The organism is Streptomyces sp. NPDC045967, assembly GCF_056430495.1.
The window spans coordinates 369,250-385,112 of sequence record NZ_JBWKLE010000001.1 but is presented as its reverse complement, the minus strand read 5'-3'; the positions used below and the strand labels follow the sequence as shown (position 1 = coordinate 385,112).

The following is a 15,863-nucleotide window of genomic DNA, read 5'->3' as shown; positions in this document are numbered from 1 at the left end:
CATTGAAACAGGCCGCGGGGCCCGCGCGAGCGCGCCCTGTTCGGCTATCCGCCCAGCTGGGACAGGCTCGGCACCTTGTCGGTCACGGGGGCGCCGGAGTCCTTGCCGGCATCCTTCACCCCGCCGATGACGTTGTTGAAGGCGTCGATGTCGGCGTCGCCCGCCTCGCCCTTGCGCAGCTTGCTGCCGAGGCCCTTCAGCGACTCGATGCCCGCGGTCAACGGGACCATCGCCTTCGACAGCAGCGGGTCCCCCTTGGCGTTCTCGGCGGCAGCCTTCAGCCGGTTGTACGCGAAGGCGCCCGCGAGACCCGCCTTGATGAGGGCGAAGGTGCGGCCCTTCGCGCCCTTCTTGAACGTGCCCGCCTTGTACGGCTTGATGATCCACTGGTAGGTCGCCCCCGCCGCCAGACCGGCGTTGGCGACGAAGCGCGTCTTGGCGAACTTCTGCCTCTCGGCGGACGTGCTCGGCGACGGCGTCGGAGCGGCTTCCGCATCGGCTTCGATGGCGGCCGGCAGCGCCGCCGCGAGCGCGGCCAGCTCCTCGGCCTGCGCCATCGAGACCACGTCCTGCGCCGGTGCTCCGCTGCGGCCGCCGCTGCCGCTGCCACACGCGGTTCCACCGGCCAGCAGCGCGGTGGACAGGAGCAGCGCCGTGAACACACGGCGGATCGGAATGGTGGTACGGCGTACGGCCACGGTTTCCTCCGGTGATGAGGGGTCCCGAGCAGACTCGCCCCGGCCCCCCGCCCCCGCCACCCGGGGCGGCCCGTTCGGGTTTACGCCACCCCTACGCGGCAACACGCTTGACATGAGCACTCACACGCGAGCACGTACCAGGGGAAGCAGTCAGGCAGGACGGGCCGTCGCACTGGTGGCCGACGTGCTCGCCTTCATCATCGGCCTCTGGATCCTCCTCTATCTCCTGGACGCCAACCAGGGCAACGGCCTCGTCGACTTCATCCACGACGCCGCGAGCTGGCTGGCCGCCTGGTCCTACGACCTGTTCACCTTCAGCAAGGAATGGGTCCAGGTCGTCATCGGCTACGGCATCGCCGCGGTCGCCTACCTCCTCATCGGCCACGCCGTCGCCGGGTGGCTCTACCGCCGCTGATCAAGCGCAGCAGTCGGGCTCCAGCCCGGTCGGGAGCGAGGCCCCGCCGAACACCTCGGTGGTGGCCTCGTCCCCGCCCAGGGCCGCGACGGCGAGCAGCAGCGAGCCGGCGGTCCAGGTGGTCTGCTCGACCGGCCACACCGCCGCGTCGTCGAACACGTAGCCCGTCCAGTACATGCCGTTCTCGGCCCGCAGGTGCGTGATCGAGCGCAGGATCTCCAGCGCCCGGTCCGACTCGCCCGTCGCCCACAGGGCGAGCGCCAGCTCGCAGGACTCGCCGCCCGTCACCCACGGGTTGGGCAGAACGCAGCGCACCCCCAGGTCCGCCACCACGAACTCGTCCCAGCGCTCCTCGATGCGCGCCGCGGCCTCGGGACCGGTCAGGGCCCCGCCGAGGACGGGGTAGTACCAGTCCATCGAGTAGCGGTTCTTGTCGAGGAAGCGCTCAGGGTGGCGGCGGATGGCATGACGCAGCGCGCCCGCCGCGAGCTCCCAGTCGGGCTGCGGCTCCTCGCGGTGCTCGGCGACGGCCAGCGCGCAGCGCAGCGCCTGGTGGATGGAGGAGGAGCCGGTCAGCAGGGCGTCGGTGACGGGCGTGCCGTCGGCCTCCCGCTTCCAGCCGATCTCGCCGCCGGGCTGCTGGAGGGCCAGCACCCACTCCACGGCCGCGTGGACGGTCGGCCACATCCGGTCCAGGAAGGCGTCGTCGCCGGTGGACAGGTAGTGGTGCCACACGCCGACGGCTATGTACGCGGTGAAGTTGGACTCCCGGCCGGCGTCCTGCGGCCGGGCGGTGTCCACGCCGTCCGGGCGGTCGGCGTAGGCCGCGTACCAGGATCCGTCCCCGTTCTGGTGCCGGGCCAGCCACGCGTACGCCCGCTCGGCGGCCTCGTGCTCCCCGGCCGCGTCCAGAGCCATCGCCGCCTCGGTGTGGTCCCACGGGTCGAGGTGGTGGCCGCGGAACCACGGTATGGCCCCGTCGGCGCGCTGCGCGGCGAGGATCCCCGCCACCGTCCGGGCGGCCTGCTCGGCCGTCAGCACCCCGTCCAGGACGAGGTGTTCGGTGCGCCCGGGCGAGCTCACTGGGCGCCGCCGTCGGCGAGGGCCGGCAGGTGCGGCTTGGTCGCGTACGCCACGAAGCTCTTGCCGATGACCGGGTTGAGGGCCTGCTCCGCGAGGCGGGTGAGCGCGGGCTTCTTCATGATGTCCCACACCAGGAGCTTGTGGTACGCCTTCACGGGCAGCGCCTTGTCGTTGTCGACGCCGAAGGCGCACTTGAGCCACCAGTACGGGGAGTGCAGCCCGTGCGCGTGGTGGGTGCCGTACGGCTTGAGGCCCGCGGCCTCCATCTTGCCGAGGAGCTCGTCCGCCTTGTAGATGCGGATGTGGCCGCCCTCGACCTCGTGGTAGGCGTCGGAGAGCGCCCAGCAGACCTTCTCGGGGCCGTAGCGCGGCACGGTCACGGCGATGCGCCCGCCCGGCTTGAGGACGCGGACCATCTCGGCGAGCACCCCCTTGTCATCGGGGATGTGCTCCATCACCTCGGAGATGATGACGACGTCGAAGGACTCGTCGGGGAAGGGCAGGGCCAGCGCGTCGCCCTCCATCGCGGTGGCCGTGGCGCCGGCCGGGGCCTCGCCGGCCTCCTTCATCGCGGCGAACCACTTGGCGACCTCGCGGATCTCCTCGCCGTTGCGGTCGACGGCGACCACCTGGGCGCCTCTCCGGTAGCACTCGAAGGCGTGCCGGCCTGCGCCGCAGCCCAGGTCGAGTACGCGGTCGCCTGCGGCGAGCGGGAACCGGGAGAAATCGACGGTCAGCACGGGGTCCTGCCTTCGCGGTCGCGGGGGTGGTGAGGGGGGAGCGGGGTCGGGTGGGACGTCACCGCGTACGGCGGGTGCGGGCGGCCGCCTGCTCGATGGCGGCGCGGTAGTGCGCGGCGGTGCCCTCGGCGGCCTTGGCCCAGGTGAAGCGGGTCAGGACCCGTTCACGGCCGGCGGCGCCGAGGCGGGCGCGCAACTGCGGGTCGCCCAGCAGCCGGCCGAGCGCGGCGGCGAGGGCTCCGGCGTCGCCCGGGGGCACCGCGAGGCAGGTCTCGCCGTCGGTTCCGGCGACCTCGGGGATCGCGCCGCCGGTGGTGGCGACCAGCGGGGTGCCGGTGGCCATGGCCTCGGCCGCGGGGAGCGAGAAGCCCTCGTAGAGGGAGGGCACGCAGGCGACCTGGGCACTGCGCACGAGGTCGACGAGTTCGGCGTCGGTGACGCCCTTGACGAACCGGACCGCCTCACCGAGCCCGTACGTCTCGATGGCGCGGGCGACCGGCCCCTTCTCGGCGCGCTTGCCGACCACGACGAGGTGGGCGTCGGGCTGCTCGGTGCGCAGCTTCGCCAGCGCCTCGACGAGGTGGACGAGCCCCTTGAGCGGCACGTCGGCGCTGGAGGTGGTGACGATGCGGCCGGGCACCTCGGCCACGGAGGCGTCGGGCGACCACAGGCCGGTGTCCGCGCCGATGTGCACGACGTGGATGCGCTCGTCGCGGACGCCCAGGTGCTGGGCGATCTCCTGCTTGGAGGAGCCGGAGACGGTGAGCACGGAGGGCAGCCGGCGGGCGACGCGGCCCTGCATGCGGGTGAAGCCGTACCAGCGGCGCACGGAGAGCCGCTTCTTGCGGTCCGCGGCGGCGTCGAGGTCGAGCCGGCGGTCCACGGTGATGGGGTGGTGGATGGTGGTGACCAGCGGCGCGCCGAGGTCGCCCAGCAGCCCGTACCCCAGGGTCTGGTTGTCGTGGATGACGTCGAACTCGCCGGCGCGGGCGGCGAGGTGGCGCCGGGCCCGCAGGGAGAACGTCAGCGGCTCGGGGAATCCGCCGGTCCACATGGTGGCGACCTCGACGGCGTCGATCCAGTCCCGGTACTCGTCGCGCTTCGGGGTACGGAAGGGGTCGGGGCTGCGGTAGAGGTCCAGGCTCGGCAGCTCGGTGAGGGTGGCGCCGGTGTCGAGGACGGGGTAGGGCTGCGCGCCGATGACCTCGACGCGGTGTCCCAGCTTCACGAGCTCGCGCGAGAGGTGGCGGACGTAGACGCCCTGGCCGCCGCAGAACGGGTTCCCCTTGTAGGTGAGGAGTGCGATGCGCAACGGGCGGTCGCCGTCGGTGGCGGAACCCGCGAAAGGGCTCGTCACCATGGCCTCAGCGGTCACTCTCGGCCCCCTTCTCCCTGCAACTTTCGCCGGAGCGTAACCGCTCGCATAATGTAGAACAAGTTTCAGACTTGATCCGTCGAAGACCATTGAATCTACCGGCCGGAAACTACACCGTAAGAGGCGGAGCAGGTGATTCGCGCCACGGCTGCGGCGCCTGCCATGCTGGCTCCGATCGGCCCCGGAATCAGCTCGCGCAACGACACGGAACGGGACAACGCGACACATGACAGCGGAAGTGAAGGCCGTCACCACACCGGCGTCGCCTCCCCTGACGGAGCGCCAGGAGGCGCGCCGCCGCCGGATCCTGCACGCCAGCGCCCAGCTGGCCAGCCGGGGCGGCTTCGACGCGGTCCAGATGCGCGAGGTCGCGGAGTCCTCCAGCGTGGCGCTGGGCACCCTCTACCGCTACTTCCCCTCCAAGGTGCACCTGCTGGTCGCCACCATGCAGGACCAGCTCCAGCACATGCACACCACGCTGCGCAAGCGCCCGCCGGCCGGCGAGGACCCGGCGGCGCGGGTCGCGGAGACCCTGATGCGGGCCTTCCGCGCCCTGCAGCGCGAACCGCACCTGGCCGACGCCATGGTCAGGGCCCTGACCTTCGCGGACCGCAGCGTGAGCCCCGAGGTCGACACGGTCTCCCGGCTGACCACGGCGATCATCCTGGACGCGATGGGCCTGGACGCCCCGCCGACGGCGGAGCAGCTCTCGGCGGTCCGCGTCATCGAGCACACCTGGCACTCGGCCCTGATCACCTGGCTCTCGGGCCGCGCCTCGATCGCCCAGGTCAAGATCGACATCGAAACGGTCTGCCGCCTCATCGACCTGACGACCCCGCCCCCCACCCCCGAAAAGTCCTGAACCCGCCCGTCGCGGGGCGGCTCCGGCCCTGCGCTAGGCGACGGGCTTGCGCGACGGCTCCGCCTGCGGGGCCATCAGGCGCCGCAGCGCCCGGGTGAGGGGGCGCTCCACCACGCGGTGCAGCAGCCAGGAGAGCAGCACCATGGCCGCGGTCACCCCGATCAGGGTCGGCCAGGCGCCCCACTGCTCGTTCCACCGCCAGATCACGCGCACCCCCAGCGACTGGTGCACAAGGTAGAGCGGGTAGGAGATCGCCCCGGCGACCGGCAGCCAGCGCCACTGGATCCGGTCCAGCTTCCCCAGCGCGATCAGGCCCATCACCAGATACATGACGGTGATCGCGGCGAGGCAGACCTTCCAGTTGATGCCGTGCCCCTCCCACGCCATGACCGCCGGCAGGCGATGCTGCATCAGCAGCCAGGACAGGGCAAGAAGGCCCAGGGTCTCGGCCTCGAACCGGCCGGCGCGGCGGACCAGGTAGAAGACGATCCCGGCGATGAAGAAGGGCGCCCACAGAGGTACGAGGAGCTGCTCCAGCAACGGGATACCCGACGCGGGAGCCAGGACCGATCCCAGGGCCCAGATCCAGCAGAAGGTGGCGATCCGTCGGTAGCTCGTGCCCAGCAGGACCACCAAGGAGAAGATCAGGTAGAAGCGCAGCTCGACCCAGAGCGTCCAGTAGACGGTGTCCACGTGGCTTACGCCGAGGGGCTCGTGCAGCATCGTGAGGTTCGTGAGCATCTGGCCGACGGTGACCTTGGGCTCGCCGGGCGTCTGCGGGCCCAGGCGTCCGGCCAACGTGGAAAGCACGACCGCCGCCCAGTACAACGGGAACAGGCGCAGAATCCGGCTCTGCCAGAACTGCTGCAGCGACTTGCCCCAGCCGGACATGCAGATGACGAACCCGCTGATCATGAAGAAGAAGACCACGCCCAGCCAGCCGAACCCGGCTATCCGGTGCAGCGCGGGAAACAGCTCGACCGCGGTGCCCTGCCAGGGAACCGTCCCCGAGCCGGCCAGGTAGTGGAACAGCACCACCGACAAGGCCGCGAGCAGCCGCATACCGTCCAACACGGCGATCCGCGGCGCCCGCCCGGCCCGGCCGCGCCTCGACCACCTCCTCCGGTGACGGGCCGGGTCGGGGGCTGCCTGCGGTACCCCGGGAGCGGGGACGGGGACACGGTCCTCGCCGAGGACGAGCCTGTCGGACATGACACCTCTGACATTCCTGCGGTGTCCGCGACACCGGTACGTTCGGCGCTATACCCCGACGATCGTATCGATGCTGTATGCATGCTCTGCGCACCCACGGCTATGCGGGGAACCCGACAAGCCTGCTGCTCGAGGCATTCCACGAGCCGTACACGACGATGAGCCTCCTGGACGATGGATTCTCGGCAAAAATCGCCCCTCGGTACGTACGACCGTCACGGCGTCGGCTGGCCCTCACCACCACTGGCCGCGGGGACCGCCCTGCTGAGCCACCTAAGCGCTGCGCGGCTCCTCGCCCCCCGCACGGACCGGTTGTATGAGGCACTTAAGATCAACTTTGTTTCACCACGCTTGTGCGGTGGTGAAGGGGAAAGGACCGTCCGGGGGATCTGCCGACTGGCTGCATGGGTCATTTTGCGGCACAGGCGCACTGTGACCGGAGCACCGCTCCCCTATGCCCACGCACGAGCGAGGCCACATCAAGCTAGGGGGAACCGCCGTATGCGACGGCGAACAACAAACACATCTGGAGCCTCAGGCTCCGCTCCACGGTCGGGGATGGCGATAAGAGCGCTTCGCGGTTTCTGCGGGGTCGTTCTGCCCGTGGCACTGACCGCAGGCATGCTGGGGGCATGGCCGGCGGCTGCCGCCGACGAAGGGCCGCCACCTGCCTCTGGCAGGCGGCTCGCCGTCGAATACTGGCAGTCCGGTGGTCCGGGACTCAAGGAGGCGGCCGAGCTCGCCCTCACCGGCACCGACGAGGACATCAGGAAATTCCTCGCCGAGGCGCCCGAGATCCGGTACGACGATGACTACGTCTATGCCAGCCGGGTGTTCAACACGGGTGGCCCTGAGGTGCGGGCCGCCACCAAGCAGGCGCTGCGCGGCACTCGCAGCGAGCTGAACATTTTCCTCATCAACGGCTGGCAGCAGCCGCTGGCGAACGACCGCGAGGTCGAGGCGTCGACGGTCATCAACTTCGGTGGACCGAGCGTCAAGGAAGCGGGCAAGGCCGCACTCAAGGCCGGTCCGGACGCGGTCGCGAAGTTCTTGGAGAAGGGCCAGTACAACGCGCGGGAGATCGACAACGAGGTCGAGCTCTCGAAGCTGATCAACTCCGGCGGCCCGAACATGAAGCTCGCGGGCAAGAACGCCTTGCGGGGTTCGGCTGACGACATCGCGGAGTTCTTGGAGGTGGGGCAGTACGTCGCCCGTAACCGAGATCAGGAGCACGCCACCGTCGCTCAGCTGGTGGAGCAGGCCAAGCAGGCCGGCACCCAGACCGAAGCGGCGACGAAGAAAGCCGAGGCGGCCTCCGCCAAGGCCGTCGCCGCCGCCGACCAGGCCAAGGCAGCCGCCGCGAAGGCCGCCAAGGAGATGGCCGAGGCTGGCAACGACGCCAAGCGCGCCGCCTACAAGTCCCAGCAGGCGGCCGAATCGGCGCGGCAGGCCGCGGCTGCGTCGCAGCAGGCCATCACGGCTGCCAATGCGGCCAACCGTGCCGCGCGTACGGCCGCAATCGCAGCGGCGCAGACCGCGAATGCCGCCGCCGCTGCGTCCGATGCCGCCAATGACGCCTACAATGCGGCCATCGCGGCAGCCAGTGACGCGACCAAGGCCGAGGCCGCCAAGCAGGCCGCCGCCATCGCACGCAATGTCACGTTCCTGACGCGTGCTTCGGCCGATGCCGCAAACGTGGCGGGTATCGCCTCGCTGGCCGCGGGGGTCGCCGGTGACGCCGCGCGTGACGCAGGCAACCACGCTGACAGTGCCGCGGGCTCCGCCGAGGAGGCCAACCGCCAGGCTGAGGCCGCCGGCGTCTACTCGGCCGAGTCCCGTGCGGCCGCCGCCGAGGCCCGCCGCTACGCCACCGTCGCGAAGCGCGCCGCGAACAACGCCGCCGCGCTCGCGCGGCGTGCGGCCCAGCAGGCCTTCGACGCACGCGACGCGGCACGTTCCGCCGCGAACCACGCGGAGAAGGCGGCCGCGGCCGCCGAGTTGGCCGCAAAGTACGCAGGTGAGGCGACACAGGCCGCTGCGGACTCCCGCAAGTGGGCCGAGGACGCGAGGCTAGCCTCAGCGGAAGCGACCAAGGCCGTGAACACGGCCAAGCAGGTCCACCAGGTCGCTCTCGACGTCGAGAAGGAAGAGCTCGCCACCCGCAGCGATGCCGCTCTGGAACGGGCCCGTTCAGAGAAAGAGCAAACCCAGGGCCTGATCTCTGCCAGCGCGACCATCGCCCGTGACGCCCGCGCACTGGACGCCACCGCTCAGGCGCTTGCCGTCGAGGCGACCAAGCCGGGCGTTGACGTCGCGGCCACCGCCGCCAAGGGCCGCAAGCTTGCCCTGGACGCCCTCAACCTGCGCGGTGCCTGGCACGGGCAGGCAGCCGCCACCGCCCTCGGTGGCACGGACACCGAGGTCCTGGAGTACCTCCGCAACGGTTGGAAGAAGGCCGGCCTGGAGGAGGCCCGCGACCGAGTCCTGCAGCTCAGTGTGAACAGCCCGCACCCCTCTATCCGAGCGGGTGCCATCGCAGCACTCAAGGGCACCCCCCAGCAGATCGCCGACTTCTACACCACCGGCCAGTACGCGGTGGGCGCGGACGACCTCGCGGTCGCCGTCTCCAAGGTGAACAACGACGGCGGCGACAGCGTCAAGAAGGACGCCAAGATCGCCCTGGCCGACGGCTCCGGCAAGGCGCTCGCGACCTTCCTTGAGGTGGGCCAGTACTCCGCCCGCCTCAGCGACGAGGAAGTCATCGCCTCAGCCCTCGTCAACAAGAAGGACGCAGCGGACGGCACCGAGACCAATGCCGAGGTGCGCAACGCCGCCAAGGCCGCTCTGGCCGGCACCCCGCAGAAGCTGCACGAATTTATCGTCTCCGGCCAGTACGTGGCCGCTCGCAAGGATGATCTGACCGACCACCACCGGGCGCAGATCGGCCGGATGCTGGCCGAGGGCGAGATCATCGCCGCCAATGCCCAGGCCAGCCGCTGGCGTGCCGCCGAGGCGGCCGAGCGGGCCAACAAAGCCGAAATCGAAGCGAACAAGGCCGCCGGCGAGGCGCAGAAGTCCGCCGACCTCGCCAATGTCCACGCCGTTGACGCCCAGAAGTCCGCCGCCGCGGCCACGAAGAGCGCCGACCAGGCCAAGGCATCAGCCGCCACAGCTCGCACGGCGGCGAACAACGCCGAGCGCGACGCCGACGCCGCCGAGGCCTCCGCCGCCCAGGCCGCATTCTCCGCCAGCTACGCCCGCGAATCCGCCCGCCAAGCCGACGCCTCCGCGGCACGTGCCCGCGAGTCGGCCACCGCGGCCGGCAAGAGCAAGCAAGAGGCCGAGACCGCCGCCTCCCAGGCTTGGGCCAACGTCCAGCAAAAGCGCGAGGCGGAGATCGCCGAAGCCAAGCGCATCGCCGAGGAGCAGCGGAAGCAGCAGGCCGAGGCAGAGAAGAACAAGAAGAAGCCCTGCATCATCCCGTTCAACCGCGACCACCTCCCGCCGTGCGCGCTGAATCAGGACAAGTACGAGCTCGTCCACAGCAAGCCCAACCTCGAACTCGCCAAGATTATCGGCACGGGCATCTGGGAGATCTCCGGCGGCGCCGACGTCGAGAAGTGCATCAAGGAACCCACCTGGGGCGGCTGCATCATGGCTGGCGCAGGTCTCCTGCCCGTCGGTAAGATCAAGCTCGCTGGCAAGGCCTGGGACGGCATAGACAACCTGGCCAAGCGCTCGCGACTGGATGAACTGCCGCCTTGCCTGGTGCCGACGCCGAAGCACAGCTTCCCGGCGGGTACCCGCGTACTGATGGGCGACCGGACCACCCGTCCGATCGAGCAGCTTGCCGAGGGCGACCAGGTCCTGGCCACCGACCCAGAGACCGGCATTACCGGCTCGCGCCGCGTCGACGCGACGATCTACACTCCGGACGACCGCGAGTTCACCGACATCACTCTCGACCAGGAACACGGCGGCGGCTCGCTCACTACGACCGAGCACCACCCCTTCTGGTCCGAGAGCGACAAGACGTGGAAGAACGCCGCCGACCTCACCCCCGCGGACACCCTCCGCACCCCGGACGGCAACACCGCGCAGATCAGCACTGTCCGCCGCTGGACCGGCCTGGCCCCGGCCTACGACCTCACGGTCAATGATCTCCACACGTATTATGTACTGGCCGGCAATGCTCCCGTCCTCGTCCACAACACGACTGGCAACTGCGGTGACCTCGGCGATGCTTGGAAACCCGCGAAGACCACGACGATCTGCGGTAGCACTGGCTGCGAGGACGTCGCACGGAAGATTCAAAGCCAGATCGGCGGCACACGCCACAGGATCACTGATGCCTCGGGTGGGCCCTCACTCGGCAAATACCGAGGTCAAGACACGATGTGGTCTCATCACGATGTAGTTATCAGAGACGGACGAGTGTACGACGGCTGGACGGATCGATATGGCGAACCCTTCGACGTCTACCGAAGCCGTTTCGAGTACGGTGATTACCTGCGATTCGACCCCTTGGACTGAGTGAGGATCATGGAGTATCGACAACTGTTTGCCGACGTCCGGAGACGCCCTGGCAGCTATGGATTGAGCGGCTCCTTTCCGGAAGCCGTGGCATTCATCAACGGGTGCGATGCTGGAAATTCATGGGGCCTACTCATCGGCTTCCGCGAATGGCTCGCCCTCAAAGCGGACACTGAGGCGAACCTGGCGTGGCCCTTTCTCGTCTTGAAGATCGCAAAAGCTTCGGACGGGGGCAGGATGGAACTATCTGGCGCTGATGAGGCAAGTGCACTCGAAGTATTGTTCGAGGAATTGGACTCATTCCTGTCCGCAAGGAATGGCGCTCACGGAGCAACCGTCATCATCGCAAAGTATCTAACGGCGCACGCCTGACAACCAGAAACCCCACCGAACCTGCTCGGTGGGGTTTCTGCATGTTCAAGAAAAGCGATGTCATTCGTGCAACGGTTCGACGTTGCAAGCGGCGTCGTACGTGAGCGTAGACATGGGCCGGGAGGCCGATGCGGAAATGGTCTCGGGGCTCTTGACTGCGAGTGTCGCCGTACGGGGACGTTCTGGCAGGATGCAACCGGCGGCGGGGGCGTAGCCGACGACCGACTCCCGGCCCTGGGCAGGCTCTTCCCGGCGTGCTGGGCATAGGTGGTGAGGGCGCGGACGGAGTTGCGGTGGGCGGGTCGACGGTGCGGGAAGACCGGGTGGTGGGTGGGCGGGAGGTCTTACGACTCCACCCGCGATGATCATGGCTGTCGTGGCTTGAGGGGCCAAGCCCTAAGCGTTGTCCCGTAACTCGGGACCGAGGCCGGTGAGTCACCACAGCCGCATAGGCTCGTCCGGTTTCGCCCCGACTCGCGGCCTCGATGGGATCGGGCCAAGCAGGTCGAACCGGGCGCCAGCAAGCAGTCTCCAGAGTTGCGGGACAGCCCTTAGCTGCATTGATCACGAGCGTTGTTGACAGGCGGGGTCTTGATCACGGCGAAGACCTCCGGTGTGGTGGAGGTGTCTAGGCTCCACACCACACACAGAGGTCTTCGTGTCCGTTCCGGCCGTCCGGTCGCGCACGCCGCGGCCGAGATGGGCATCTCCCGGCCCACCCACTACAAATGGGTCCGGCGTTGGAAAACCGAGGGCGATGCGGGCCTGGCCGACCGCTCGAGCCTTCCAGGCACAACCCCGTACCGGAGAGCGGCGGCGGAAGAGCGGGTCTGTGACCTGCAGCGGACCCGCAAGCTCGGGCTCACCCGGATCGGCTCGATCGTGGGACTGCCCGCATCCACCGTCCACCGGATCCTGACCCGCTACCTGCTCAACCGGCTGGCCTGGCTCGACCGTCCGGCCGGCACCGTGATCCGGCGCTACGAACGCGACCAGCCCGGCTACTGAGTTTGAACTCGTGAAGTCGTAGGGGCTGACGACTCGTCGCCCGTGCGGTATCACCGAAGGCATGCGGATCCACGAGGGGGCGGGCTGACCGCCGAACGGAACAGTTCCGCGAGGAGTTGCGGCTCACGGCGGGCGAGAGGTTTTCCCAAGGGGAGGCGAGCTCCGCGATCACGAAGGACCTGCGGGTCAGCGTCCGGTCGGTGCAGCGGTGGCGGCAGATGTGGGACGAGGGCGGTCCGCGGGCTCTGCAGTCGCATGGGCCAGCCTCGCTTCCGAGGCTAAGCCAGAAGCAGTTCACGCAGCTGGAGGCGGAGCTGGCCAAGGGGCCGGCCGCGCATGGCTGGGAAGACCAGCGTTGGACGCCGACGCGGGTCAAGACGGTGATCGGCCGACGCTTCCACCTGACCTACACGGTCCCGGGCGTGCGCAAGCTCCTGCTGCGTAATGGCTGGTCCTGCCAGGCTCCGGCCCGACGGGCCATGGAACGGGACGACGACCCGGTCGCGGGGTGGGTCAAGGAGGTGTGGCCGTGCGCGGAAGACTCGCAGCGGCCCGTGGAGCCTGGCTCGTCTTCGAGGACGAAGCCGGTTTCTCCATGACGCCGCCGCAAGCGAAAACCTGGTCACAGCGCGGCCGGACCCCGGTCGTGCGGGTCCGGGGCCGTTCCCGCAGGCGAGTGTCGATCGCCGCGCTGACCTGCTACAAGCCCGGCCACCGGTCCCGGCTGATCTACCGGCCGCGCCGGGACGACGGCCGGCGCGACGGCCGCAAGAGTTTCTCCTGGCGCGACTACCGCGACCTGCTGATCGCCGCACATCAGCAGCTCGGCGGCCCCATCGTGCTCATCTGGGACAACCTCAACGTCCACAAAGCCGCTGATCTGCGGGAATGGGCGGAAGCCCGGGACTGGCTGACCATCTACTACCTGCCGCCCTACGCGCCCGACCTCAACCCCGTCGACGGGATCTGGTCCCTCCTGCGACGCGGCTGGCTCTCCAATGTTGCTTTCAGCACTCCCGAACACCTCGTCCAGCGCATCCGACACGGCCTACGGCACATCCGTACCGCAGCCACCTCATAGACGGCTACCTCGCCGAGACCGGCCTGGCCGTCAGATGCGCCTGACCAACAGCACGACATCACGAGTTCAACCTCAGTCACTCATCCACGTGGACGCGAAGAAGCTCGGCCGGATCGCCGACGGCGGTGGCCACAAGGTACTGGGCCGCCAAGGCCGCTGTTGGTTTCATGACTACGTCCACTCCGCCGTCGACGACCACTCCCGCCTGGCTTACAACGATATCCGCCCCGACGAAACGGTCGCGACCTGCGGGGGGGCTGCCTCACCCGCGCGGCCGCCTTCTTCCACAGCCAGGACATCGACCGCGCCGAGCGGGTCCTGACGGACAACGCGTGGGCTTACCGCAAGGGTCTCGCATGGAAAGCAGTACTGGCCGGCCTCGGCGCGAACGGCAAACTGACCCGCCCCTACCGGCCACAGACGAACGGCAAGGTCGAACGCTTCAACCACACACTCCTCGAGGAATGGGGCTACCTTCGGCCCTACACCATAAACAACGAGCGGACAGCAGCCCTGGCAGACATCCTCCACACCTACAACCATCACCGCTGCCACACCGCACTGGGCGGACACCCACCCATCAGCCGAGTCAACAACCCTGCAGGGCAATACACGCTGGCTCGTGACTGATCGTGGTTACCGGAGAAAGGGACGCCAAGGCCGCAGGGCGGTGAGCAGTTCGTCGTTGGTCGGACGCGTGCACTGGCAACCGGCTGACGCGCGTTGCTGTGTGCGAGCACCGAGGTGATGATGGACAAAGAGTCGCTAGCAGAATGGCTTGAGGCAGTTGTCCTACTTGGCAGCACCAGACAACAGCTGGCGACAGAGGCGCAACAGGACGCCCAGATGATCTTGCCTGTGTTTTACTGCTGTAAACGGGGGGACCGTTCGGCGTCTTCCCCCTGCCCTGAACCAGAAGGAAGACTGTGGCGAAAACCCCTGCCCGCAAGGCATTTCTAACCGGGCTCGTCGGCGCAAGCGCAGCCCTTACCGTGGTGACCCCCCTCGGCGTCGCCTACGCCAGTCCACATGCAGCCGCCACGGCCGCAAACGAGATGCCTGTCGCGATCGAGGACTTCACCTACCCCGACGCCGCGAAGATCCAGGCTGAGCAGAAGATCCTCCTCAAGCGGGGCGACGGTCACATCACCCTCGTGGATTGTGCTGCCGGAACCCCCGACATCCTCGTCAAGTCCCGCGCCGGCCTGAAGAACTACTGCTTCGACGTCAACGCCCCCAAGGGCTTCGTCACCCTCGAGCTCCCCAGCGCTTTCGGCATATGGACCGAGGACTTCCCCGTCAAGGCGACCATCACCACCGACGGCACCGACAAGACCATCGTGGACGCCCCGGCCAACGACTACAAGCCCTTCGGCGAAGCAGGTGACTCCGGTGCACCTTCGATCCTCGTTGAGCTCCGGGTCACTGGTGAGCCCGTCAACCCGCCTGTCCCCTCGGGCGACATGACGCTCTCCTTCACCGGCAAGCTCAGCATCGGTGACAGCAAGCGGTCGTGCACAGCGGCGTTGGTCGACCCGTACTGGGTCCTCACGGCCAAGCACTGCTTCGCCGACAATCCCGCCGACACCAGCACCGTCAGCGCCGGGGCACCCAAGGACAAGACCACCGTCACCGTGGGGCGCACCGATCTGACTACCTCCGGCGGTCACACCACCGAGATCGCCCAGCTCGTTCCGCACGCCGACCGCGACCTCGTGATGGCCCGCCTGACCAAGCCTGCCACGGCTGTCGCTCCTGTCGCACTGTCTTCTGCGGCACCCATCGCAGGCGAGACCCTCACTGCCGTCGGCTTCGGCCGCACCCGCACCGAGTGGGTCCCCTCCAAGCTCCACTCGGCAGCCTTCACTGTCGGCGCTCTCAGCCCGACCAGCTTCCCACTGACGGCCAAGGCTCCCGCCGACGCCACGATCTGCCAGGGTGATGCCGGCGGCCCCGCCGTGCGCACCGAGAACGGGAAGCCCGCCCTGGTTGGCATCACCGGCCACTCCTGGCAAGGCGGGTGCCTCGGCAGCGGCACCACCACGGCCGGCGCGTCCGACATCCGCGTTGACGGCGCTCAGAACTGGGTCAAGCAGGTCAGCTTGACCACAGCCTCCATAAAGAACGTCAGCAGCAACCGCTGCCTCTATGTCCCGTGGCAGTCGGCCGGCAATGATGCCGTCGTCAAGCAGTACGACTGCGCCCCCGAGTACGCCGACCAGCTCTGGAAGGTCGAGCCGGTCGCCGGCGGCAACTACCAGATCCGCAACGTCAACAGCAACCGCTGCATGTGGGTGCCGTGGCAGACGGCCGGCAACGATGCCGTCGTCAAGCAGTACGACTGTGACTCCAGGTACGCCGACCAGCTCTGGAAGGTCGAGCCGGTCACCGGCGGCAACTACCAGATCCGCAACGTCAACAGCAACCGCTGCATGTGGGTGCCGTGGCAGACGGCCGGCAACGATGCCGTCGTCAAGCAGTACG

At 68.7% G+C, this 15,863-nt stretch carries 10 protein-coding genes and 3 pseudogenes; 8 read left to right on the top strand and 5 right to left on the bottom strand.

Annotated elements, in window-relative coordinates; translation table 11 throughout:
- Window positions 1-44: 44 nt before the first annotated feature.
- A complete protein-coding gene (locus tag AC07FY_RS01940; RefSeq protein ID WP_478999147.1) occupies window positions 45-698 on the bottom strand; it encodes a hypothetical protein in 654 nt (217 codons plus the stop codon).
- Window positions 699-810: 112 nt separating this feature from the next.
- Here AC07FY_RS01940 and AC07FY_RS01935 point away from each other — a divergent pair, with 112 nt between their 5' ends.
- Window positions 811-1,113: a hypothetical protein gene (locus tag AC07FY_RS01935; RefSeq protein WP_478999145.1), complete on the top strand. Its 303-nt coding sequence runs from the start codon at window positions 811-813 to the stop codon at window positions 1,111-1,113.
- On the opposite strand, the gene AC07FY_RS01930 is transcribed toward AC07FY_RS01935, so the two are convergent.
- From AC07FY_RS01930 to AC07FY_RS01920, 3 genes are read right to left on the bottom strand one after another with little or no spacing between them, the layout of a single operon-like run.
- The gene (locus tag AC07FY_RS01930) at window positions 1,114-2,196 is read right to left on the bottom strand and encodes a prenyltransferase/squalene oxidase repeat-containing protein (protein WP_478999143.1); all 1,083 of its coding nucleotides are present in this window, start codon (window positions 2,194-2,196) and stop codon (window positions 1,114-1,116) included. It lies immediately after the preceding gene.
- A complete protein-coding gene (locus AC07FY_RS01925) occupies window positions 2,193-2,936 on the bottom strand; it encodes a class I SAM-dependent methyltransferase (protein WP_478999141.1) in 744 nt (247 codons plus the stop codon). Before AC07FY_RS01925 ends, AC07FY_RS01930 begins: the two co-directional genes overlap by 4 nt.
- Window positions 2,937-2,994: 58 nt before the next feature.
- A complete protein-coding gene (locus AC07FY_RS01920) occupies window positions 2,995-4,311 on the bottom strand; it encodes a glycosyltransferase family 4 protein (RefSeq protein ID WP_478999139.1) in 1,317 nt (438 codons plus the stop codon).
- Between the two features lie 226 nt (window positions 4,312-4,537).
- Between AC07FY_RS01920 and AC07FY_RS01915 the strand changes: the two genes are divergently transcribed.
- Window positions 4,538-5,173: a TetR family transcriptional regulator gene (locus tag AC07FY_RS01915; protein WP_478999138.1), complete on the top strand. Its 636-nt coding sequence runs from the start codon at window positions 4,538-4,540 to the stop codon at window positions 5,171-5,173.
- 33 nt (window positions 5,174-5,206) lie between these two features.
- Here the strand turns inward: AC07FY_RS01915 and AC07FY_RS01910 are convergent, their stop codons facing one another.
- Window positions 5,207-6,385, bottom strand: coding sequence for an acyltransferase family protein (locus AC07FY_RS01910; protein WP_478999136.1), 1,179 nt, complete (start codon window positions 6,383-6,385; stop codon window positions 5,207-5,209).
- A 603-nt stretch (window positions 6,386-6,988) separates the two neighbouring features.
- On the opposite strand from AC07FY_RS01910, the gene AC07FY_RS01905 reads away from it, so the two are divergent.
- From AC07FY_RS01905 to AC07FY_RS01880, 6 genes and pseudogenes are all read left to right on the top strand, one after another.
- Window positions 6,989-10,918 carry a polymorphic toxin-type HINT domain-containing protein gene (locus AC07FY_RS01905; RefSeq protein WP_478999135.1) on the top strand — a complete coding sequence of 1,310 codons (3,930 nt, stop codon included), beginning with the start codon at window positions 6,989-6,991 and terminating at the stop codon, window positions 10,916-10,918.
- Window positions 10,919-10,927: 9 nt separating this feature from the next.
- Window positions 10,928-11,290, top strand: coding sequence for a hypothetical protein (locus AC07FY_RS01900; protein WP_478999134.1), 363 nt, complete (start codon window positions 10,928-10,930; stop codon window positions 11,288-11,290).
- A gap of 615 nt (window positions 11,291-11,905) precedes the next feature.
- A pseudogene (locus tag AC07FY_RS01895) lies at window positions 11,906-12,292 on the top strand (helix-turn-helix domain-containing protein); the annotation flags it as partial.
- Window positions 12,293-12,340: 48 nt separating this feature from the next.
- A pseudogene (locus AC07FY_RS01890) lies at window positions 12,341-13,423 on the top strand (IS630 family transposase).
- Window positions 13,381-14,009, top strand: a pseudogene (locus AC07FY_RS01885) (integrase core domain-containing protein); the annotation flags it as partial. The pseudogenes AC07FY_RS01890 and AC07FY_RS01885, both read left to right, overlap by 43 nt.
- A 296-nt stretch (window positions 14,010-14,305) precedes the next feature.
- Window positions 14,306-15,863: RICIN domain-containing protein (locus AC07FY_RS01880; protein ID WP_478999133.1), on the top strand; the 1,558-nt coding region annotated here is incomplete at its 3' end.